We start from the raw sequence: 22723 nt of genomic DNA, 5'->3' as shown, positions 1-22723 counted from the left end.
GAGGGGCGGCCCCCGGCCGCCCCTCCCTGCTGTCTGTTCGCCGGAGGCGGCCTACCAGCCGCCCTGGCCGTGTCCCTGCCCCTGCTGCCAGGAGGGGTCCTGGTACGGGTACGCGCCCTGCTGCGGGTCATGGCCCTGGCCCGGGTACTGCTGCTGGTACGGGTCGGGGTAGCCGTCGTGCCCGCCCTGCCACTGCTGCAGGCCGGCCGGTTGCGGCGTCCCCCAGCTCACGCGCTGCTGCGGGGCGGCCGCGTGCTGCTCCTCGTCGTAGCCGGGGATCGGCTGCGGCTGGGCCGGGATGCCGCCGGACGGGCGGGGCCGGGTGCGCAGCGCCACGCCCTCCAGTCGCATCAGCTGGAGCGTCTCGGTGACCTTCTTGTCGGAGTACGGGTCCTCTTCCTCGAAGATCTCCGTCACATCGGACTCGTGGTCGCCGGCCACGGACACCTCGACACCGCCCTGGCGGGTGCCCCAGCTGCCCTTGTGCAGGGTGAACAGGGCGTAGAAGCGCAGCGGGGTGAGCAGGGTCAGCTGGATGACGCCGTAGATCGGCGCGAGCAGGAACATGCCGAAGCGCTTGACGAAGCCCATGCCGCGGCGCGGGAAGTCGAGGTAGCGCACATTGCGCAGGTAGCCCATCAGGACCATGAAGACGAGGTAGTCGCCGATGTGGTTGAGGAACTGCTGGGGCTTCATGACGGGCAGGATGACCATCGAGTAGAACATCGCCGAGCCGAAGACCAGCCACAGAGCGAGTTCCATACAGGTCAGCCAGAAGGCCGGGCGGTACTTCTTCTGGTGCCGGAAGGCCCAGAGCGACTCACGGAAGAAGGACTTGTTCCAGCGCACCTGCTGGCGCAGGAAGTGCGGCAGCTTCTCCGGGACGGCGGTGTAGCCGACGGCGGTCTCCTGGAAGACCACCTGGCCTTCCATCAGGCAGTAGTTGGTCATCCGGCGGTCGTCACCGAAGACGGCCGGCTTGCCCAGGAACTGCTGGTTGAGGAAGTCCGGCAGATACTTGCGCACCAGCGTGCCGCGGTACGCCGACAGGGCGCCGCAGCAGCACAGGACCGACTTCAGCCGCGAGTAGGCGGCCCGCTCGAAGAGGAACGAGTTGCCGTAGCGCAGGTCCTGGAGGCGGGTGAAGATGTTGCTGTCGTGGTTGAGCGCCAGCACCATGCCCGTGGAGGCCATGATCCTCTCGTCGGCCAGCGGCAGCAGCAGTTCGCGCACGGTGTCGCGGGACAGCACGGTGTCCGAGTCGACGCACAGGAAGATGTCCGAGTACGGCGCGGCCTCGAAGCCCAGCGCCAGCGCCTCGCGTTTGCCCTTGTTCTCGGGCTGGACGCTGACGGTGTACTTGACGCCCTTGGCCTCGAACTCGCGGCGCATCCTCTTCGCCGTCCGGATGCCGGAGTCGTCGGCGCTGGCGTCGTCGATGATGTGGATCTCGTTCGGCAGGCGGCTCTGCGCGAGGAGGCTGCGCATGCCCTGCTCGAACATCACCGGGTCCTCGTTGTAGATCGGGATGACCGCGGTGACCCAGGCGTTCTCCAGGTACTCCAGTTCCTCCCGCCCGGCCTTGGCCGGACGGTAGAAGAGGGCGCCGAACATCTTCAGGGCCAGCAGGCCCATGGCACCCATCGAGTACAGGTGCAGCGACCCGGCGTCGAGCCGGGTGGCGATGAGCGCGGCCAGGCCCAGGAAGACGAAGTACGAGACCTTCAGGTGCCGCCGCTTGCGGTGCGCGCGACGGCCGCCGGAGTCGACGGCCCCGGGTATGTAGGTGCCTTCGGTGGTCACAGCTTGACCACCCGCGGGTGGTCGGAGGACTTGCCCCGGGTGTCGAAGAGCGCCCGGGCCCGGTCGGCGAGCACGCCCAGGTCGATCTCGCGGTGCGGCTGGAGCAGGATGGTGAGGTCGGCCGTCTCGGCGGCGGCGAGATAGTCGTCGGCACGCTCGACGGGCGCACCGGCGACACGCCAGTCCTCCACCCGCGGGTCGAAGTAGGCGAGTTCGGCACCGCGCGCGAGGAGGTTCTCCGCGACGGCCAGCGCCGGGCTCTCCCGCTGGTCGGAGATGTCCGGCTTGTAGGTCACGCCGAGCAGCAGCACCCGGGACCCGCGCACGGGCTTGCCCTGGTCGTTGAGCAGATCGGCGGCACGGTTGACGACATGCACGGGCATCCGCTGGTTGATCTCCTGCGCCAGCTCCACGAACCGGAACGGGATGCCCAGCGAACGCACCTTGTACGACAGGTAGTTGGGGTCGATCGGAATGCAGTGCCCGCCCACGCCGGGACCGGGGTAGAAGGGCGCGAACCCGAACGGCTTCGTGGACGCGCACCGGATGGCGTCCCACAGGTCGACACCGATCTCGCGGCAGAACATCGACATCTCGTTGACGAGCGCGATGTTGACGTGCCGGTAGGTGTTCTCCAGCAGCTTGGCCATCTCGGCCTCGCGGGTGCCCTTGGCCTCGACGACCCGGTTCACGAACCGCTCGTAGAGGGCGCGGGCGGCCTTGGTGCAGTCGGCCGTGATGCCGCCGACGACCTTGGGCGTGTTCTCCAGCCCGAAGGAAGGGTTGCCCGGGTCGATGCGCTCCGGGGAGAAGGCGAGGTGGAAGTCGGCACCGACGCGCAGCCCGCCGGCCTCCAGCCGGGGCCTGACGACCTCGTCGGTGGTGCCCGGGTACGTCGTCGACTCCAGCACGACGAGCGTGCCGGCCCGCAGATGGGCGGCGATGTCGTCCACGGCCGCGTGCACCGCGCCGAGGTCCGGGGCTCCGTGGTCGGTGAGCGGCGTCGGCACGCACACCACGACCGCGGCGGCATCCGCGATGACCCCGGCCCCGTCGGTGGCCTCGAAGCCCCGCTCCAGCATGGCGCGCACATCGGAGTCGGTGATGTCGTCCACATGCGAACGGCCCGCGTTCAGCCCGTCGACCACCCGTCGGCTGCGGTCGAGACCGACCACCTTCAGGCCCGCGGCAGCCGCGGACCTGGCCAGCGGCAGCCCCACGTAACCGAGTCCGACAACGACAAGATCCACCGTGGAGGATCTGCTCACGACATCATTCCTCAACCCCGTTGCCACGGCCCCGGCCAGACGCAGCGGCAACCGGCCCCCCAGCAAATCGAACAGTGCGAGGAGGCTAACAAAACCTTCACTTTTTGACCATGTTCACCCGAGGTGCGTCTCGTCACGCACACATCCGCACAACCCTTGACACACCTCGTGAGTCTGGAGCGACAGGAGCCCCAGGAACGAACGGGGCGTCAGATCTCCCGCCAGGCCTCCAGCGCGAGCCCCGGCTCGTCCTTGCGGCGGGTGAACAGCAGCTTCCCGTTCGACGGGGACTGGGAGGCCGCTACGACCTCGTCATGCTCGTCGAGCGCGAGCGACACGGTGGCGTCGGCGGGCAGCTGAGGGCCGGACTCGGTCCACCAGGCCCCGGCGGACTCCTGTTCGGTCGGATAGGCGGCGAAGGCCACCCGGCCGCTCGACGACCGCTGGGCGAGCACGGTGCAGTCGTACCCCTCGATCTCACAGCGCACGGCGGACACGGGGCCCGGCCCGGCGGAGGCGATGAGCGTCACCGGCTTCTCCCCCGGGCGCCAGGCGCACAGGTCGCCGGAGGCGTCCGTGAAGAAGAGGGTGGTGTGCTCGGCGGACGTGGCGATCGCGCGCAGGGTCCCCGGACGAGCGGGCACATCGGCCCCCTCCCCCCGCACCGGGGTCCGGCCCGGCTCCTCCTGCCGCCAGTGCAGAATCCCGCCGGCCGCTGCGGCGTACACCTCGACCAGCCCCGACTGACCCGTCACGGCGGCCAACTCCCCCTCCACGTCGTGCCCCTCCAGGTCCTGCCAGGCCCCCCAGCCGCCCTTCTCCTTCTGGTTGCGCAGGCTCACCCCGCCGCCCTTGTTCCGGACGAAGACATGGCAGCGCCCCTGCGCGTCGACGGCGACGGCCGGCTCGCCCGTCCGGTCGCCCTTCTTGTCCGGGTGCCCGATCGGAACCCAGTCCAGGGGCGCGAGCCGGGGCCGGAAGTGGGTGGAGTGCACCAGGCCCGACTCGCCCGGCACGGTGGGCCGCCAGGCGGCCAGATGGGCGTAGCCGTCGGCGCCCTGGCCGACCGCGGCACCCGGGTGCAGCTTCTGGGTGCCGCCGACGGTCCGGGGGGCGTCCCAGGAGCCGGCGGGGCCGCGTTCCGCACGGCACAGGACGGCGTCGCCGGAGGGCAGGTAGACGGTGAGGCGGCCGTCGCGGCCGCGGATGAGCCAGTCGCCGTTCACCGGTTCACCTTACGCGGGCGGGAGGTGTCGACGTCCCGCCCGCGCCCTGCCTGGCCGGGATCCGCCGTGCGACCCTGGCCACATGAACAGCAACGCTCCCCTGCTTGTCGTCGTCGACGCCGCGAATGTCGTCGGGTCGGTGCCGGACGGGTGGTGGCGGGACCGGAAGGGGGCGGCGGAACGGTTGCGGGACCGGTTGGCGTCGGACGGGGTGCCGGGGGTGGACGGGCCGGTGGACGTCGTCCTCGTGGTGGAGGGTGCGGCTCGGGGGGTGGAGTCCGTGGCCGGAGTGCGGGTGGAGTCGGCGCCGGGCAGTGGGGACGACCACATCGTGGAGGTGGTCGCGGGGGCGGGGGCGCGTCCGGTACTGGTGGTCACGGCCGACCGGGAGCTGCGGAGGCGGGTCGGGGAGCTGGGGGCGGACGTCACGGGGCCGCGGTCGGTACGACCGTGAGAGCGGGGCGTTTTTGCTGACCCGCGCCGCAGGGGTGCTGCGACCGCTGCCCGGGTCGGGTGGGCGCGGAGCCCGGCGCTGCGGGGTGCCGCTGCGCCCACCGGTGCCGCCCTGGGCTGAGTGCGCCGCACCCGCCGACGGCGGGAAGGGGACGTGTCGGGAGGTGTCCGCCCGCAGCGGTTGGCGCGTCAACGGGGAGTCAGCCGGCGTCCGGCCCCATCGCGCCGTTCCGAGGACGGACACCCCCCGGCGCGGCCCCGGCCCACAGCCGGCCGCAGGCGGCTACGGCGTCTCCTCCGCCTTCGTGGTCCTCCCGAGGCGGCTGTGGCTGCGGCCGTAGAGGAAGTACACGAAGAACCCGACGACCATCCAGATCGCGAACCGCACCCACGTCTCCGCCGGCAGGTTGATCATCAGCCACAGCGAGGCACACACCGACAGGATCGGGATGACCGGCACCCACGGTGTGCGGAACGCCCGGTGCAGGTCGGGCCGGGTCCTGCGGAGGACGAGGACGCCGACGGCGACCACCACGAAGGCGAACAGCGTGCCGATGTTCACCAGCGCGGCGAGCTCCGTCAGCGGAGTGAAGCCGGCCAGGACCGCGATGACCACGCCGAGCAGGATGGTCGGCCGGTGGGGGGTGCGGAACCGCGGATGGACGTGCGAGAAGAATCGCGGCAGCAGCCCGTCACGGCTCATCGCGAAGAACACCCGGGTCTGGCCCAGGAGAAGGATCATGCAGACCGTCGTCAGGCCGACCGCCGCGCCGAAGCTGATGAACCCCGCGTACCAGGGATGCCCCGTGGCCTTGAACGCGTCGGCGAGCGGCGCGTCCACGGACAGCCGGGTGTAGTTCTGCATGCCGGTGACGACGATCGACACGAGAACGTACAGCGTGGTGCAGATCAGCAGGGAGCCGAGAATGCCGCGCGGCATGTCGCGCTGTGGATTGCGGGTCTCCTCCGCCGCCGTGGCCACGATGTCGAAGCCGATGAAGGCGAAGAACACGACGGAGGCGGCGGTGAAGATGCCCATCACGCCGAAGTTGGAGGGCGCCCAGCCGAACATGAGCTGGATCAGCGGCGCTTGGAGACTGCTCCCGGCCTCCACCGTCTTCGCCTTCGGGATGAACGGGTCGTAGTTGGCACCCTTGATGAGGAACGCACCCGCGACGATCACGACGAGGACGACCGTCACCTTGATGGCGACGACGAGCGACGTGATCCGCGCGGACAACTTCATGCCGAGCACGAGAATGCCGGTGAGGGCCAGCACGAGCGCGGCGGCGAGGATGTCGAAGCCGAAGACGTCGGCGCCGTCCCTGCTGCCCAGGGACGCGGGCATCTCCCAGCCCGCGTTGCTCATGAGCGACTGGATGTAGCCCGACCAGCCGACGGCCACCACCGCCGTACCGAGCGCGAACTCCAGGACCAGGTCCCAGCCGATGATCCAGGCGGGCAGCTCGCCGAGGGAGGCGTACGCGAACGTGTAGGCGGACCCGGCGACCGGGACCGTCGACGCGAACTCGGCGTAACAGAGGGCGGCCAGCGCACACGCGACGCCGGCCGCGACGAACGCCAGGGCCACCGCGGGCCCGGCGTTGTTCTTGGCGACTGTTCCGGTGAGGACGAAGATGCCGGTGCCGATGATCACGCCGACGCCGAAGACGGTCAGATCCAGCGCGGACAAGGACTTCTTGAGCGCGTGCTCTGGCTCCTCGGTGTCGAGGATGGACTGCTCGACCTTCTTCGTCCGGAAGAGGGTGCTGCTCACGGGGTACCTCCCACGCTTGTCGTCCTCGACATGATCGAGAGGGGGCACCATCCGTATGCCCCGGCGGCGATGGATTCACGCCAATGGGCCGGTTCCACCCCCCTTGGCGGGGGTGGAACCGGCCCATTCAGCGGTACCGAGGCGGTGTCAGTCGCGCGCGGGCTCCACGGAGTCGACCGCGTCGGCCGCGGAGCGTTCGTATCTGCCGTCCAGCCTGGCGACCAGCCCGGTCACCTGGCGGGCGATGTCCGGCGCGGTGAGGCCGATCTCGGCCATGACCTCGGCGCGCGAGGCATGGTCGAGGAAGCGCGGCGGGATGCCGAAGTCGCGCAGCGGCACGTCGACGCCCGCGTCACGCAGCGCCTGCGCGATCGCCGACCCCACCCCGCCGACCCGGCTGTTGTCCTCCACGGTGACGACCACGCGGTGCCGCTCGGCGAGCGGGGCCATGGCCTCGTCGACGGGCTTGACCCAGCGCGGGTCGACGACGGTGGTGGAGATGCCCTGCCGGTCGAGCAGGCCGGCGATCTCCAGGCACATCGGCGCGAGGGCACCGACGGAGACCAGCAGCACATCGGGCCGGTCGGCGCCGGGCTCGCGCAGCACGTCCATGCCGCCGACCCGCCCCACGGCGGGCACGGCGGGACCGACGGCGCCCTTGGAGAAGCGGACCACGGTCGGCGCGTCGTCGACGGCGACGGCCTCCCGCAACTGCGCGCGGACCTGGTCGGCGTCGCGCGGGGCGGCCAACCGCAGCCCCGGCACGACCTGGAGGATCGACATGTCCCACATGCCGTTGTGGGACGCGCCGTCGGTGCCGGTGACTCCGGCCCGGTCCAGGACGAACGTCACCCCGCACTTGTGCAGGGCCACGTCCATCAGCACCTGGTCGAAGGCGCGGTTGAGGAAGGTGGCGTACACCGCGAACACCGGGTGCACGCCGCCCGTCGCCAGGCCCGCGGCCGACACCGCGCCGTGCTGCTCGGCGATGCCGACGTCGTAGACCCGCTTCGGGAACCGCTTGGCGAACTTCTCCAGGCCCACCGGCTGGAGCATGGCGGCGGTGATGGCGACGATGTCCTCGCGCTCCTCACCGAGCTTGACCATCTCCTCGCCGAACACGGACGTCCAGTCGGCGCCGGAGGTGGCGATCGGCAGGCCCGTGTCGGGGTGGATCTTGCCGACGGCGTGGAAGCGGTCGGCCTCGTCCTGGAGGGCGGGCTGGTAGCCGCGGCCCTTCTCGGTGAGGCAGTGCACGATGACGGGCCCGCCGAACCTCTTGGCCCGCGCGAGGGCGGACTCCAGGGCCTCCAGGTCGTGCCCGTCGATCGGGCCGACGTACTTCAGGCCGAGGTCCTCGAACATGCCCTGCGGGGCGATGAAGTCCTTCAGGCCCTTCTTGGCGCCGTGCAGGGTGTCGTAGAGCGGCCGGCCGACGACGGGGGTGCGCTCCAGCACCTCCTTGGTGCGGGCGAGGAACCGCTCGTAGCCGTCCGTCGTGCGCAGCGTCGCCAGGTGGTTGGCGAGACCGCCGATGGTCGGTGCGTAGGACCGCTCGTTGTCGTTGACGACGATGACGAGGGGCCGGTCCTTGGCGTCGGCGATGTTGTTCAGCGCCTCCCAGGCCATGCCGCCGGTCAGCGCCCCGTCACCGATCACGGCGACGACGTGGCTGTCGCGCTCGAGGAGCTCGTTGGCCTTGGCGATGCCGTCGGCCCAGCCGAGGACGGTCGAGGCGTGCGAGTTCTCGATGATGTCGTGCTCGGACTCGGCCTGCGAGGGGTAGCCGGACAGGCCGCCCTTCATCTTCAGCTTCGAGAAGTCCTGACGGCCGGTGAGCAGCTTGTGCACGTAGGACTGGTGGCCGGTGTCCCAGAGCACCTTGTCCTTGGGCGATTCGAAGACCCGGTGCAGGGCGATGGTGAGCTCCACCACGCCGAGGTTGGGGCCGAGGTGACCGCCGGTCTTGGAGACCGCTTCGACAAGGAAGGTCCGGATCTCCTCCGCCAGCTGGTTCAGCTCTTCCAGGCTGAGCCGGTCCAGATCGCGCGGTCCCCTGATTCGGGTCAGCAGCGGCACCCGTGCCTCCTTGCAGTAGAGCTGTTCGAGCAGTTGCCGGGCTCGTCGAGTCTAATGTTCCGCCCTTGAGGACCGCGCCGAGGCCGTGCGTCATACGTCACGCATTCGGCTGTACCCAACTTGTGCCCCACCTACGACACAACTGTGCCCGGCACCTCACGGTGCCGGGCACGGTCATGTCCCCAAGGGGCGCGGGGAACTGCGCGACAAGCCACGGCGCACCCGCGGCCGGGGACCGGGCGCAGCCCTGCGGCGCTACGCCCGCCCCGCCGTCTTCTGCGTCTTACGAGTAACGGCGTCGATCACCACCGTGGCCAACAGCACACCACCCGTGATCATGTACTGCACCGGAGAGGCGATGCCCTCCAGGGCGAGCCCGTACTGGATCGACACGATCACCAGCACACCGAGCAGCGCGTTCCATGTCCGTCCGCGACCGCCGAACAGCGACGTACCGCCGATCACCGCGGCCGCGATCGCGTTCATCAGCAGGTCACCGCCACCGGCGCCCTGGTTCGCCGCGGCGATCTTCGACGCGATGAACAGACCGCCGACCGCCGCGAACGTGCCGGAGATCGCGAACACCGAGATCCGCACCGTCTCCACGTTGATACCGGCCCGGCGCGACGCCTCGACGCTGCCGCCGAGTGCGAACACCTTCCGCCCGTACGCCGTGCGCCGCAGCACGAAGTCCGTGACCAGCAGCACCACGATGAAGATCACCACGGCCAGCGGCAGGCCCTTGTACTGGTTGAAGACGATGGCGACGGCGAACGCGACGACGGCCAGCAGCACCGTCCGCACGATGGTCTCGCTCAGCGGCCGCGACGGCACCCCAGCGGCCTCCCGGCGGCGGTTGCCGAGGAAGGAGCTGAGGAAGAACCCGGCGGTCACCACGGCGGCCAGGCCGTACGCGGCGGCCACGTCCGAGAAGTAGTAGCTGGTCAGCTTGGCCACGACCCCGTCCGGGTCGAGGTTGATCGTGCCGTTGTCGCCCAGGATCTGGAGCATGAAGCCGTTCCAGAACAGCAGACCGGCCAGGGTGACGGCGAACGCGGGGACGCCGATCTTCGCGAAGAAGAAGCCGTGCAGCACGCCGGCGACGGTGCCGGTGAGGATGGCCAGCACGAAGGCGAGCCACTCGTTCATGCCGTGGGTGACGTTGAGCACGGCGAAGCTCGCACCCGCGACACCGCTGACCGAGCCGACCGACAGGTCGATCTCGCCCAGCAGCAGCACGAACACGATGCCGACGGCGATCATGCCCGTGCCGACCATGGCGACGGACATGTCGGACAGGTTGCCCGCGGTGAGGAAGTTGGAGTTCAGGCTCTGGAAGATGATCCAGATGATCGCCAGGCCGATGACGACCGGGATGGAGCCCAGGTCGCCGGACTTCATCTTGCGCTTGAACTCACTGACGTAGCCGGCGAACCCCTGCTCGCGCACCAGCAGCCGGGGGTCGACGACCGTGACGGAGGCCTTGGCCGCCTCCGGGTTCTCCACGACGTGGTCTTCGGGGGCTCCCGTGGCGGAGGTCTTGTCGATGCTCACTTGGAAACCTCCCCGTTCGTGCGCGCCGCACGGCGGGTCACGGCGTTGTCGGTGGCGCCGGTGATGGCGGAGATGATCTCTTCCTGCGAGGTCGACTTGACCTCGAAGACGCCGTTGTTGCGCCCGAGGCGCAGCACGGCGACCTTGTCCGCGACGGCCTTCACATCGGCCATGTTGTGGCTGATGAGGATCACGGCGTGGCCGCGCTCGCGCAGCCGCTCGACCAGGTCGAGGACCTGCGCGGTCTGCTCGACGCCGAGGGCGGCGGTGGGCTCGTCGAGGATGACCAGCTTGGGCTCGCCGAGCATGGACCGGGCGATGGCCACGGTCTGGCGCTGACCGCCGGAGAGCGAGGCGATCGGGATGCGCACGCTCGGGATACGGATCGACAGCGTGTCGAGCAGCTCGCGGGAGCGGCGCTCCATCTCCACCTCGTCCAGGACACCGCGCTTGCGGATCTCCCGGCCCAGGTAGAGGTTGCCGACGACGTCGATGTTGTCGCACAGCGCGAGGTCCTGGTAGACGGTCGCGATGCCCAGGTTCTGGGCGTCGTGCGGTTTGTTGATGTGGACGGACCTGCCGTCCCATTCGATGACGCCCTCATCGATGGGGTGCACGCCGGCGATCGTCTTGACCAGCGTGGACTTTCCGGCGCCGTTGTCGCCGACCAGGGCGACCACTTCACCGGCGTGGACCTCAAGCTCTACGTCGGTGAGCGCCTGTACGGCACCGAACCGCTTGGAGACCCCGCGCAACGCCAGCACGGGCGTAGCGGACACGTGAACCATCTCCTTCGCCGCCTGACCCGGCGGGAGGTATGTACAGAAGGTTTGGCAGAGAGTGCGGGAGTGATCACTCCGGCGCCCCGCGGAGCTTGCGGGGCTGGTGTGGCGGGGCGCCGGAGGAACTCGGGGCAGCGGGTCCCGTACGGCGGGCACGGGAGTCCGGAGGCGGACTCCCGTTTCCCTCTCCGCGGGGACCTGACGGCTGCTTACTTGAGACCGATCTTGTCGCAGGCGGCCTTGTACTTGCCGGTGCAGATCTCGCTCACGGTGTAGATGCCGTCCTTGATGACGGTGTCCTTGATGTTGTCCTTCGTCAGCGAGACGACCGGGACCAGGACGGAGGGGATGGCCTTGGTGGTCGGGCTGTCGACCTTGTCCTTGGCGATCGAGTCGAGCGACTTGCCCTGGGCGAGGGCGACGGCCATCTCGGCCGCGACGTCCGCCTCCTGCGGGTAGGGCTTGTAGACGCTCATGTACTGCTCACCGGTGACGATGCGCTGCACGCCGGAGAGCTCGGCGTCCTGGCCGGTGACCGGGATGTCGGCGATGCCGGCGGCCTTCAGGGCGGTGATGATGCCGCCCGCCATGCCGTCGTTGGCGGAGTAGACGCCGATGATCTTGTCCTTGCCGAGGGCGGAGATGGCGCCCTCCATGTTGGCGTTGGCGTTCTCCGGCTTCCACTCCTTGGTGTCGTACTCGCGGCCGACGTTCACCTTGCCGTCGAGGACGGAGTGCGCGCCCTTCTTGAACTGGGCGGCGTTCGGGTCGGTGGACGACCCGTTCATCATGACGATCTGGCCGTCCTTGGCCTTGGAGCCCAGGGCCTTCAGCAGGGCCTCGCCCTGGGTCTTGCCGACCGTGACGTTGTCGAACGAGGTGTACGCGTCGATCGGGCCCTCGGCCAGGCGGTCGTAGGCGACGACGGGGATGTTCGCGTCCTTGGCCTTCTTCACCGAGCCGGCGATGGCCTTGGAGTCCACCGCGTCCACGATCAGCACGTCGACCTTGTTGGTCACCATCGTGTCGACCTGCTGGTTCTGCGTGCTGGCGTCCTGCTTGGCGTTGGCGTAGACGACCTCGCCCTTGCCGCCGGTGAGCTCCTTGACCTTCTTCTCGATGAGCGGCCGGTCGAACTTCTCGTAGCGCGCGGTCGCGTTCTCCGGAAGGAGCAGACCGACCTTGATCTCGTCGCCCTTCTTGGCGGACCCGCTGGATTCGGCGTTGTCGCCGGACTCCTTGGCGCTGCCACAGGCAGCAAGCGAAACGGCCATCGCACCGGCGGCAATCGCAACAGCGGCGCGACGCATACGCGTGTTCACTTCAGAAACCTCCCTGACGAGGCCGCGACAGTGCGGCCGAGGTGGCTGGAAGTCAACTCGGCCACACGTGCGACGTCAAGAAGTAAATCCTTAACGAGATGGCAACGGTGCCATCCGTTCTCTAAGTGAAGGCAGGGGTCGCCGCCTGCAACGCCCCGACGGCGGTCCCGTCCAAGAGGGTCGAATCGCCCATCTCGCTGAGGGCGAGCGCGAGCGCTCCGAGCACCTCCGCACGACCACCGAGGGCCCCGGGGAGAACGGACAGCTGGCGTGCCGCGCTGGGGATGGCGTAGCGGCCCACGGACTCCCGGATCGGCCCGAGCACCAGCTCACCGGCCTCGGCGAGATCACCGCCGAGGACCACGCGGCTCGGGTTCAGCAGGTTGCAGAGATTGGCGACTCCACTGCCGATGTGGCGGCCGACGTCGGCGATCACCCGACGGCAGCCCGGGTCTCCGTCCCGCGCGAGCCGTACGACGCCTTCCATCGTCAGGTCGGTGCCGTGACTGGACTGGAGGAGCGGCAGCACGTAGCGCGCGGCCGCGAAGGTCTCCAGGCAGCCGCGGTTTCCGCAGCGGCAGACGGGGCCGGATTCGTCGAGTGTAATATGTCCGATTTCTCCTGCGGTACCGCCAGGACCGCGGTAGATCTTGCCGTTGATCACCAAGCCCGCTCCGACACCGCTGGCGACCTTGATGTACGCCAGGTCGCGCACGCCACGGCCGCTGCCCCAGACCATCTCGCCGAGGGCGCCGAGGTTGGCGTCGTTGTCCACGTGCACGGGGACGCCGAGGCGCTCGCGCAACTCCTCGGCGGGCTTGGTGCCGGTCCAGCCGGGCAGGATGGCGGTCGAGCCGAGGGTGCCGGACTCGACGTCGATGGGGCCGGGGACGCCGAGGCCGACGCCGGCGATCTTGGAGCGGTCGACGCCGGTGGCTTCGATCAGGCGGGTGACCAGCTGCTCCGCCCGGTCGAGGCCCTGGGTCGACGAGGCGTCGACATCGAGGGGCTCGGACTCCTCGGCGAGCACCTGGTGGGCGAGGTTGCCGATCGCGACGCGCAGGTGGGTGTGGCCGAAGTCGACCCCTATGACGATGCCGGCGTCTCCGCTCAGCGACACGCTGCGGGCCCGGCGGCCGCCCGCCGAGGTGGGTGTGACCTCGACCGTGCCGCGTTCCTTCAACTCCCGGACGATGTTGGACACCGTCGCGGCGGACAGGCCCGTCGTCCGCGCGATCTCGGCCTGGGTGAGGGAGCCCGCCAGGCGCACGGCTCGTACGACCCGCTCCAGGTTGGCTCGGTGCAGCGACGACTGCGACCCCGGAGTCTCCACGACGACCTCCTGCGCGCGGGGCCGCTTCAATGACGCCCCGTCCATGTCCAACTAGTGAACTCTAAGCTGAGCCGTTCGGGTTGCCTCCCGTCAAGAGGTTGAGCCGATTCCCGGGTGTGCGCGTGCGGTCGCGGAGGGCTACGGGTGCGGGTTTGCCCCTGCGGGGTGGGGGCGGGCCGTCGGCGGCTGCGGGCGCGTCTCGCCTTGGCTGCGGGCAGTCGTGCCTCACCTGGCGCCTCGAGGGCCTGGGAGGTGCCCCCAGGCGGCACGGGTGGGCGCAGCGGCACCCCGCAGCGCCGGGCTGCGGGGTGCCCTGCCCGGGCAGCAGCCGGCCGTGTTACTTCAGCGCCCCCGCCGTCAGGCCCTGCACCACCTGGCGCTGGAAGATGATGTACGCGGCGAGCACCGGCAGCATCGCCATCACCAGGCCCGCGAAGAGGCCCGACCAGTCGCCCTTGTAGCCCTGGCTGACCGCCAGCTGGACGAGGCCCTGGGTGAGGACGCGCTTGTCGGGGTCGGTGTTGAGGACCGTGGGGAGCATGTACTGGTTCCACTGCCCCAGGAAGTTGAAGATGCCGACGCTGACCAGGCCCGGCTTGGCCATGGGCAGCATGATCTGGAAGAACGTACGGCTGTGCGAGGCGCCGTCGACGAAGGCCGCCTCCGCCACCGACGTCGGCAGGGTGCGGAAGAACGCCGTCAGGAAGAAGACCGTGAACGGCAGGGAGTAGGCGATGTAGACGAGGATCAGGCCGTGGATGGTGTTCAGCAGGCCCATGTTGTTCACGACGTAGAACAGCGGGACCAGCGCCAGCATGATCGGGAAGCTCATGCCGCCGATGAACAGGTAGTAGATGAAGCGGTTGCCCGGGAAGTCGAAACGGGCCAGGACGTACGCCGCCATCGAGCCGAGGACCAGCGTGCCGATGAGCGAACCGCCGACCACGAGGACCGTGTTGAGGAAGTAGTCGCTCATGTTGGCCTCGGTCCACGCCCGCGACCAGTTGTCGAAGTGCAGCGTGTCCGGCAGCGACCAGGGGGAGCTGAAGATGGACCGGTCGTCCTTGAAGGACGTCATCACCGCCCACAGCAGCGGCATGACCACCATGACCGCCCACAGGACGAGGATGCCGTGGGAGAAGACGTTGAGGACCGTGCCCTCCTTCTTCTCCTTCGGCGGTGGGCCCGCGGGGAGATCGACCTTGGTCACGGGCGCGCCGGACTCGGCCGGCACGGGCGCGGGGGTCTGTGTCGTCTTCATCAGTACTCCAGCCGCTCGCGACGGCCCAGCCGCATCACCACGGCGGCGAAGGCCAGCGTGACGACGAGCAGGGCGACACCGATGGTGGTGGCGTAGGCGGCCTGCCCGTCCCGGAACGCCTTCTGGTACACGTACAGGACCATGACGGTGGTCGAGTAGTCGGGCCCGCCCGGCCCGGTCGTCATGATCTGCACGACCGCGAACGACTCGGCGCCCAGGGCGAGGATCCCCATGTAGACCCAGCCCGACTGCACGGTGTCCCAGAGCAGGGGCAGGGTGATGCGGAAGAACGTGGTGAAGCGGTTCGCGCCGTCCAGCAGCGCCGCCTCGTACAGCTCCCCCGGGATGGAGGCCATGCCGGCGGAGAAGAGGACCACGAAGAAGCCGACCGTGGACCAGACGAGGACCGCCATCACGGCCCACAGCGCCAGGTCGGGGTCGCCCAGCCACAGGGGCTGGACGTCGCCGAGTCCGATGCCGCGCAGGACCGAGTTGATCGCGCCGCTGTCCGGGTTGTACGCGAACGCGAACAGCAGCGCGACGATGGCGATCGAGAGGACCTGCGGGAAGAAGTAGACGATTTTGTAGAAGGAGGAGCCGCGGACGCCGGAAATGACCGGGCCGTTCTTTCTCTTTCTGCCGCCCACGTTGATCATGAAGGCGAAGAACAGCGCGAGGCTGATCGTCACCACCGGCAGCAGGAGGGCGAACAGCAGGCTGTGCTGCAACGACTTCCAGAAGATGTCGTCGTCGAGCAGCCGGCTGTAGTTGTCGAAACCGACCATCTTGAATTCGGGACTCAGGCCGGTCCAGTCCGTGAACGAGTAATAGATGGACTGGATGAACGGCCAGACCACGAAGAGCGCGTACAGTCCCAGGGGCAGCGCGAGGAAGCCCACGATGAACCGGTACTTGCCGTGCTGCATCGCCACTCCGGTGCCGTTGCGGAAATTGTTTTTCCGGTGCCGTTACTGGTGCTTGTAGTGCTTGACCGAGTCGTCCTTGGCGGTCTCGTCGGCGAATCCCTGGATCTTTTTGATGGCCTCGGCCGGGGTGAGGCGGCCGGCCATCATCTCGCCGAGGCCGGAGACACCGATCTTCTCCTTCTGCAACTGGACGTACCAGTCCTGAAGGCGGGGGTTCACCACGTTGTCGCCGGCCTTTTCCAGCGCCGCGACGCCCGACTTGAGGCCGGGGGTGAGGGCGATGCCGTCGGTGCCGCCGTTGTACGCGGTCAGCGACTTCACCTTGCTGGTGAAGTTCTTCGAGGAGGCCTCGCTGAGCATGATGCGCAGTTGCTCCATGCCGCCCTCGGCGTTCTTCGCCTTGGACGGGACGATGAAGGGCTCGCCGCCGGAGGCCCAGATGGTGCCGAAGGGCATCTTGTCGGAGGAGTCGAGGCCGGTGGGCGCGGAGACGGCCAGGTCGAAGTCCTTCGGGATGACGTTCGCCGACTCGTTCTCCACCCAGGAGCCGTTCGGGATGAACAGCGCCTTGCCCTGGGCCCAGGCGGTCTGCGACTGGATGTGGTCCAGGCCCGGGGTGCCCCTGAGGACGTAGCCCTTCTTGTAGAGCTCGTAGTAGGCCTCGAAGCAGGCCTTGACAGCCGGGTGCTTCCAGGCGTTCGGCTCCAGGTTGTCGATCGCGTCGAGGACTTCGCGGCCGCCGACCTTGCCGATCATCGGGTAGAGCGAGAAGGGGAGGTAGTACGGGTACTTGCCCGCGTACGTCCAGCCGGCCATGCCCTTCTTCTTGGCCTTCGCGCAGACCGCGAGCATCTGGTCCCAGGTCTCGGGGTACTGCTCGTCGAGCGAGTCCAGGGCCTTCTGCGAGTACCAGACGCCGTAGACGGTGTAGGCGTAGTAGAAGACCCAGACCTTCTCGCCGTCGAACTGGCCCATCTCCACGATGCCGGGGCGCAGGGTGTCGCGGACCTTCTTGCCCGGGTCGTCGTAGGAGGGCGCGTCCAGCAGCGGGGTGAGGTCGGCGAGCTGGTTCTTGCCGACCAGGACGCCCATGTCCATCTGCTCGGCGCCGGAGTTGTCGATGAGGTCCGGCGGGGTGCCCTGGTTGAAGCGGGGCTGGAGGGTGGACTGGATCTTCTGGGTGGCGGAGAACTTCACCTTCACCTTGGGGAAGTTCTTCTCGTAGATCTTCACGGCGTCCTGGGCGTACTCCTTGCCGAAACCGCCGTCGAACAGGACGAATTCCATGCCCGCGGTGTCATTGACGCCGAGCGGGTTCTTCGCGGTCTTCTTGCCGGCCTTGGCCTTGTCCCCGCTGTCGTCACCCCCGCTGCTGGCGCAGGCGGACAGGAAACTCATCGTGGGAACGGAGATCAGGCCGAGCGCGGCGGACCTTTTGATCAGATCACGGCGGCCGACACCCTCGGTGCCGTGGTTCTCGGCGGAAGTGGATCCCATGCTCAAGTCCTCGCCTTCTCCAGGACTCAGGCGGTGAACCGGATCCTTCCCGGCACCGCGATCGGGTCAAGCTGGGTCGTGCAGGAAGTGCGGGTGGTGACGTGCGGGCGTGACGTGCGGATCGTGTGAAGCGTGCGACAGGTATAGTCCACTTCCCCACAGGGGATCAAGATCGAACACAGGGTTGACCATGGGTCTTATCCGAGTTGAGACCTCGCGGAAAGCCGAGCGGCCTGTCTGCCCCTCGGCGGAAAAATCCCGGTCATCACCCCCGAATGCCACAACAACACCCTTGACGCTGCCTGACGCTTGGGCGGCTGCCGGTCCCTGCGCATCGTAATTGACAACGTTGTCCACCGCGCATGAAGGGTACCCGCCGACGCAACGGAAAGCTCCGGCAGACACGCGCGTTCAGCGTGAGGTCACCGGGTACGTACGACACGTACCGCCTGGCCCTCGACGGCGAGGGCGCCCTGGCGGAGGTCGCTGCTCGCCTGAGCAGCCGAGTTGGGGGGGTTTATGCCGCTTCCCGTGCCCGTTCTGCCCGAGGGTGTCGACCCGGCCTGGCTGCCGCCCGCGGCCTTCCGGGCGGTCGGCGGCCGGCGGACGCTGATCCGTGGATCGGGTCCGCCGGCGGAGACGGTGCACGGGGAGGTGGCTCAGGCCTGCCGGCGGTTCGGGGGCCGGGTCGTGCGGGATGCCGCGTCGGACGGTGGTCACGACCTGGTTCTCCGCCTCGTCGATGACGAGGGCCTCGGGGAAGAGGGCTTCAGCTGCGCGCGCGACGGCGGCACGACGACCGTCACCGCGTCCGGCGGACGCGGGCTGCTGTACGGCCTGTTCCACGTCGTACGCCTCGGTGAGGCGGCGTTCACCGGTGCGTGGGCGCGGCAGATCCATCGCCCCGCGCTCGCCCTGCGCATGCTCGACCACTGGGACAACGTCGCCGTGCACCCGGTCATGGGCCAGGTGGAGCGCGGGTACGCGGGCGGCTCGCTGTTCTGGGAGGACGGACGGGCGCGCGGCGACCTGGAGCGGGTGCGGGCGTACGGCAGGCTGCTCGCGGCGTGCGGGATCAACGCGCTCTCCGTCAACAACGTCAACGTCCACGCGACCGAGGCGCGTCTGCTGACCGACCGGATCGGTGACGTGGCCGCGATCGCCGATGCGCTGCGGCCCTACGGCATCCGCACCCATCTGTCCGTGTCCTTCGCCGCGCCGGTGCTGCTCGGCGGGCTGCCCACGGCCGATCCGCTGGACGAGGCCGTGCGCGGCTGGTGGGCCGAGGCGACGCGGCGGGTGTACGAGGCGATCCCCGACTTCGGCGGATACGTGGTGAAGGCCGACTCGGAGGGCCAGCCGGGCCCGTTCGCGTACGGCCGCAGTCACGCCGACGGGGCGAACATGCTGGCCGCCGCGGTGGGGCGGTACGGCGGTACCGTGCACTGGCGGGCGTTCGTCTACGACCACCGCCAGGACTGGCGGGACCGTACGACGGACCGGGCCCGGGCCGCGTACGACCATTTCGTGCCGCTGGACGGCGAGTTCGCGGCCGACGCCGTGCTGCAGGTGAAGCACGGGCCGATGGACTTCCAGGTGCGCGAGCCGGTCTCGCCGCTGATCGGGGCGATGCCGGGCACCCGGCTGGCGGTGGAGCTGCAGGCGACCCAGGAGTACACCGGGCAGCAGCGGCACGTCTGCTGGCTGGGGCCGATGTGGAGTGAGGTGCTGCGGTTCCGCCCTGAGCAGGGGGTGTCCGTCGGCGAGTCGGCAAGGGGCGGGCTCGTCGCGGTGTCCAACGTCGGCGACGACCCCTTCTGGACGGGGCATCCCCTCGCCCAGGCCAACCTGTACACCTTCGGGCGGCTGGCCTGGCGGCCGGACGCCGAGCCGCGTGCGGTGCTCGACGAGTGGATCGGGCTCACCTTCCCCGAGGCCCCCAAGCGCCTGTCCGAGGGGCTGCACGCGGTGCTCGACGGCTCGTGGCGGACGTACGAGAAGTACACCGCTCCGCTCGGCGTGGGATGGATGGTGCAGCCGGGCCATCACTACGGGCCGAGCGTCGACGGGTACGAGTACAGCCCGTGGGGCACCTACCACTTCGCGGACCGGGACGGCATCGGCGTCGACCGCAGCGTGGCGACCGGGACCGGGTACGCCGGGCAGTACGCCAAGCCGTGGGCCGAGCTGTACGAGTCGCCGGACACCTGCCCCGACGAGCTGCTGCTGTTCTTCCACCATGTGCCGTACGGGCATCCGCTGAACAGCGGGACGACCGTGATCCAGCACATCTACGACACGCACTTCGAGGGCGTGGAGGAGGTCGAGGAGGCCCGGGAGGTGTGGGCCTCTCTGGCCGGGCTGGTGGACCCGGCGCGCCACGCGCGGGTGGCGGAGCGGTACGAGGAGCAGCTCCGCAGCGCCCGCGAGTGGCGCGACCAGATCAACAGCTACTTCTTCCGCAAGTCGGGGGTGCCGGACGAGCGGGGGCGGCAGATCTACTGAAGGGCTTCATTGAAGGATCGCGACGCCCAGGGGGTCGAGGACCAGGGGGTCGCCCCGCTCCACCCGCTTGCCGGTGAGCAGGTCGGTGGCGGTGGTGTGGGCGGTCAGGCGGGCCGGTTCGGGGGCGTGGTTGAGGAGGAAGAGCAGGCGGGTGCCGTCGGGGGCGACCCGGGTCGCCGTCTCCACCGTGGGGTGGCCCGCGTAGGGGCCGAGCAGGTCGTGGCGGGTCAGGATCCGGCGCACGACCTCGTCGACACCCGGCTGGTCGAGGGCGGTGGCGACGTACCAGCCCTCGCCGTCGCCGTACGGGTTGCGGGTGACGGCCGGAGTGCCCGCGTAGAAGTCGGTGCCGTAGGTGGCGACCGGTTGGGCGCCGCGTGGCAGCACGATCTCGAAGACCAGCCGTGCCTCGGCCGGCAGTTCGGGGACCGGCTGGGTGAACTCCGGTGGGCGGGCGTCCCATTCGTCCACGCGGATGCCCATCAGCGGCGCGAGCGGGCCGGGGACGTCCGAGAGGAAGGCCCGGTCGTGGGCGTCGACGCGGCCGGAGAGGAACGTGGCCAGGACCGTGCCGCCGCGTGCGGCCACTTCTTCGAGGCGGGTGGCGAGGTCACCCTTGATCATGTGGAGGGCGGGGGCGAGCACCACGTCGTAGGGCGTGAGGTCGGCGGACTGCGGGATCACGTCCACGTCGGCGCCGGCCTCGCGGGCGGCCCGGTAGTAGGCGTGCGCCACGTCCGGGTACTTGACCAGCCGGGACGGGCCGTCGGAGATCTCCAGGGCCCACCAGCTGTCCCAGTCGAAGAGGAGGGCGGTGCGGGCCGGCGTGCGGGCGCCGAGGGTCCGGCCGCCGAGGGCCTCCAACTCCCGCCCCAGTTCGGCGACTTCACGGAAGACGCGGGTGTCGTCGCGGCCCGCGTGGCCGATGACGGCCCCGTGGTACTTCTCGCAGGCGCCCCGTGAGGCGCGCATCTGGAAGTAGAGGGCGGCGTCCGCGCCGTGGGCGATGGCCTGGAAGGTGGCGAGGCGGAGTTCGCCGGGCCGCCGGAGCGGGTTGACGTCCCGGCAGGCCGTCGTCGAAGGCGTCTGCTCCATCAGCCAGAAGGGTGCGCCGTCCTTCAGGCCGCGCATCAGGTCGTGGGCCAGGGCGGGCCGGGTCGGAGGGGCGTCCAGGGGCGGGTAGTTGTCCCAGGAGGCGAAGTCGAGGTGGGGCGCCCAGCGGTGGTAGTCGAGGGGGCGAAAGGTGCCCATGAAGTTGGTGGTGACGGGGGTGTCCGGGTCATGGGCGCGGATCACCTCCTTCTCGGCCAGGAAGCAGCCGAGGAGGGCGTCGGTGGTGAAGCGGAACCAGTCGAGGGTGATGCCCTGGAAGGCGGTGTGGTCGGGGCCGCGCCAGTGCTCGGTGAGGGCGCTGGGCGGCTCGATCTGGTCCCAGTCGGTGTAGCGGTGCGACCAGAAGGTGCTCCACCAGGCGTCGTTGAGGGCGTCGAGGCTGCCGTGCCGGTCCCGGAGCCACTGACGGAACGCCTCGGCGCACAGCTCGCAGTAGCAGGCGCCGCCGTACTCGTTGTTGATGTGCCAGGCGAGCAGGGCGGGGTGGTCGGCGTACCGCTCGGCGAGGCGGGAGGCCAGCGCGGTGGCATGGTCGCGGTACGCCGGTGAGCTGGGGCAGAAGTTGTGGCGCTGGCCGTAGCGGTGGCGGCGTCCCTCGAAGTCGGTGCGGTTGACCTCGGGGTGCCGCTTGGCGAGCCAGGGCGGGAGTGCGGCGGTGCCGGTGGCCAGACAGATCTTGCGTCCCTCGGCGGCGGCCCTGTCCAGGGTGCGGTCCAGGATCGTGAAGTCGTAGGTGTCCGGGGCCGGCTGGGTGAGGGACCAGGTGAACACGCCGACGGTGAGGGTGTCGATGCCGGCCCGGGTGAACAGGCGGTGGTCGTCGTCCCAGACGGTCTCGGGCCACTGCTCGGGGTTGTAGTCACCGCCGTAGGGGATCTTCGGCGTGCGCGGCGCGGTCATGCCGTGAACTCCTCGTGGGTCTCGGTGATCACCGTGCGGCTGCCGTGCAGCAGGGACAGCAGCAGCGGGGCCGCCAGCAGGGCGGGCAGGGCCTCGGTCAGCAGGGCTGTCATCGCTGCCGCCAGGACGAGCAGGCAGGCCGCGGCGAGGGTGGCGCGGCCGTGCCGGAACAGGAAGTACCCGGCGAGGCGGGCGGTGTCCCGGGCACGGAAGGCGAACAGCGAGGTGAGGACGAGGGCGTGCGCGCCCCACAGGAGGGAGCCGGCGCCGATCACCGCGAGCAGCACCGCCCACCAGCCGGGCAGGCCGGTGGCGGAGAAGTGGGTGAGGCTGAAGGCGATGATGGTCAGCCAGGCCAGCAGCGGCGCCCACAGCTTCAGCGCCGGTACGGCGTTGAGCCGCCAGCCGCGCAGGAAGGCGCGGGCCGGACGCAGCTCGGTGAGATCGCGGCTGCGGTGGTGGAGGGCGTAGAGCGCGGCGGACAGGGCCGGTCCGAGGGGCAGCAGGCAGAGGGCCGCGAGGGGGAGGTTGGCGGGGTCGGGGCCGAGCAGGAGCAGTCCGGCCAGGCCCGGGGAGGCGGCGAGGAGCAGCAGAGCCTCGACGGTGAGGACGGTGTGGACCAGGGCGGAGGCGCGGGAGAGGGCTCCGGTACCGAAGCCGGAGGTGCGGACGGTACTCATGCCGCCTCCCGGCCGGGCAGGCGCCGCGCGTCCGACCAGGGCCGGTCCTCGTCGCCGGCCGGGGCGAACTCGACGAGGGTGACCTCATGGCGGCTCAGGGCCCGGGGCGGGACGACACGGCCGGCGCCGGTGGTCGACCGCCGGTGTGAGTGTGCGGGCCTGGTCGACTCCCGGCAGTCGCGACGCGGTGCCAGGACGACACGGCCGGCACCGGCGGCCAAGCACCCTTCGGAGCCTGCGCGCT

17 protein-coding genes are annotated in these 22723 nt (G+C 69.8%); 2 read left to right on the top strand and 15 right to left on the bottom strand.

What is annotated here, in order from left to right; genetic code table 11:
* Positions 1-51: 51 nt before the first annotated feature.
* The 3 genes from ACFZDA_RS01760 to ACFZDA_RS01750 form a co-directional block, all read right to left on the bottom strand.
* A complete protein-coding gene (locus ACFZDA_RS01760) occupies positions 52-1803 on the bottom strand; it encodes a glycosyltransferase (protein WP_391073308.1) in 1752 nt (583 codons plus the stop codon).
* The gene (locus ACFZDA_RS01755) at positions 1800-3071 is read right to left on the bottom strand and encodes a nucleotide sugar dehydrogenase (protein WP_391073304.1); all 1272 of its coding nucleotides are present in this window, start codon (positions 3069-3071) and stop codon (positions 1800-1802) included. Before ACFZDA_RS01755 ends, ACFZDA_RS01760 begins: the two co-directional genes overlap by 4 nt.
* A gap of 209 nt (positions 3072-3280) precedes the next feature.
* Positions 3281-4297: a hypothetical protein gene (locus ACFZDA_RS01750; protein WP_391073302.1), complete on the bottom strand. Its 1017-nt coding sequence runs from the start codon at positions 4295-4297 to the stop codon at positions 3281-3283.
* Positions 4298-4379: 82 nt separating this feature from the next.
* On the opposite strand from ACFZDA_RS01750, the gene ACFZDA_RS01745 reads away from it, so the two are divergent.
* Positions 4380-4751, top strand: a complete 372-nt coding sequence (locus ACFZDA_RS01745) for an NTP pyrophosphohydrolase (RefSeq protein ID WP_391073299.1) — start codon at positions 4380-4382, stop codon at positions 4749-4751.
* A gap of 282 nt (positions 4752-5033) precedes the next feature.
* On the opposite strand, the gene ACFZDA_RS01740 is transcribed toward ACFZDA_RS01745, so the two are convergent.
* The 9 genes from ACFZDA_RS01740 to ngcE form a co-directional block, all read right to left on the bottom strand.
* Positions 5034-6527, bottom strand: coding sequence for an amino acid permease (locus tag ACFZDA_RS01740; RefSeq protein ID WP_391073296.1), 1494 nt, complete (start codon positions 6525-6527; stop codon positions 5034-5036).
* 147 nt (positions 6528-6674) lie between these two features.
* On the bottom strand, positions 6675-8606 hold the full coding sequence (gene dxs, locus ACFZDA_RS01735) for a 1-deoxy-D-xylulose-5-phosphate synthase (protein ID WP_391073293.1): 1932 nt from the start codon (positions 8604-8606) through the stop codon (positions 6675-6677).
* A 255-nt stretch (positions 8607-8861) separates the two neighbouring features.
* Positions 8862-10160 carry a sugar ABC transporter permease gene (locus ACFZDA_RS01730; RefSeq protein ID WP_391073291.1) on the bottom strand — a complete coding sequence of 433 codons (1299 nt, stop codon included), beginning with the start codon at positions 10158-10160 and terminating at the stop codon, positions 8862-8864.
* The gene (locus tag ACFZDA_RS01725; RefSeq protein ID WP_306962490.1) at positions 10157-10948 is read right to left on the bottom strand and encodes an ATP-binding cassette domain-containing protein; all 792 of its coding nucleotides are present in this window, start codon (positions 10946-10948) and stop codon (positions 10157-10159) included. The genes ACFZDA_RS01730 and ACFZDA_RS01725 overlap by 4 nt, the downstream gene beginning before the upstream one ends.
* A 203-nt stretch (positions 10949-11151) precedes the next feature.
* A complete protein-coding gene (locus tag ACFZDA_RS01720) occupies positions 11152-12252 on the bottom strand; it encodes a substrate-binding domain-containing protein (RefSeq protein WP_391074546.1) in 1101 nt (366 codons plus the stop codon).
* A gap of 133 nt (positions 12253-12385) precedes the next feature.
* Positions 12386-13597 (bottom strand): ROK family protein, encoded by a 1212-nt coding sequence (locus ACFZDA_RS01715; RefSeq protein ID WP_391073287.1) that lies wholly within the window; start codon positions 13595-13597, stop codon positions 12386-12388.
* 337 nt (positions 13598-13934) lie between these two features.
* On the bottom strand, positions 13935-14858 hold the full coding sequence (locus tag ACFZDA_RS01710; protein WP_391073285.1) for an ABC transporter permease subunit: 924 nt from the start codon (positions 14856-14858) through the stop codon (positions 13935-13937).
* Positions 14858-15784, bottom strand: coding sequence for an ABC transporter permease subunit (locus ACFZDA_RS01705; RefSeq protein WP_391073281.1), 927 nt, complete (start codon positions 15782-15784; stop codon positions 14858-14860). Before ACFZDA_RS01705 ends, ACFZDA_RS01710 begins: the two co-directional genes overlap by 1 nt.
* Positions 15785-15826: 42 nt before the next feature.
* Entirely contained in the window at positions 15827-17281 is a 1455-nt protein-coding gene (gene ngcE, locus ACFZDA_RS01700) for an N-acetylglucosamine/diacetylchitobiose ABC transporter substrate-binding protein (RefSeq protein ID WP_391073278.1), read from the bottom strand.
* 519 nt (positions 17282-17800) lie between these two features.
* On the opposite strand from ngcE, the gene ACFZDA_RS01695 reads away from it, so the two are divergent.
* A complete protein-coding gene (locus ACFZDA_RS01695) occupies positions 17801-19786 on the top strand; it encodes an alpha-glucuronidase (protein ID WP_391073275.1) in 1986 nt (661 codons plus the stop codon).
* 6 nt (positions 19787-19792) lie between these two features.
* On the opposite strand, the gene ACFZDA_RS01690 is transcribed toward ACFZDA_RS01695, so the two are convergent.
* Genes ACFZDA_RS01690 through ACFZDA_RS01680 form a run of 3 tightly spaced genes read right to left on the bottom strand, consistent with a single transcriptional unit; the run spans position 19793 to position 22700 of the window.
* Positions 19793-21799 (bottom strand): beta-galactosidase, encoded by a 2007-nt coding sequence (locus tag ACFZDA_RS01690; RefSeq protein WP_391073272.1) that lies wholly within the window; start codon positions 21797-21799, stop codon positions 19793-19795.
* A complete protein-coding gene (locus ACFZDA_RS01685; RefSeq protein ID WP_391073269.1) occupies positions 21796-22479 on the bottom strand; it encodes a hypothetical protein in 684 nt (227 codons plus the stop codon). Before ACFZDA_RS01685 ends, ACFZDA_RS01690 begins: the two co-directional genes overlap by 4 nt.
* Complete coding sequence (locus ACFZDA_RS01680; RefSeq protein ID WP_391073266.1) at positions 22476-22700, bottom strand: hypothetical protein; 225 nt, start codon at positions 22698-22700, stop codon at positions 22476-22478. The genes ACFZDA_RS01685 and ACFZDA_RS01680 overlap by 4 nt, the downstream gene beginning before the upstream one ends.
* Positions 22701-22723: the final 23 nt, after the last annotated feature.

This window comes from Streptomyces sp. NPDC007991 (assembly GCF_042958445.1).
GTDB lineage: Bacteria > Actinomycetota > Actinomycetes > Streptomycetales > Streptomycetaceae > Streptomyces.
This window is presented reverse-complemented; position numbering and strand designations above follow the sequence as displayed.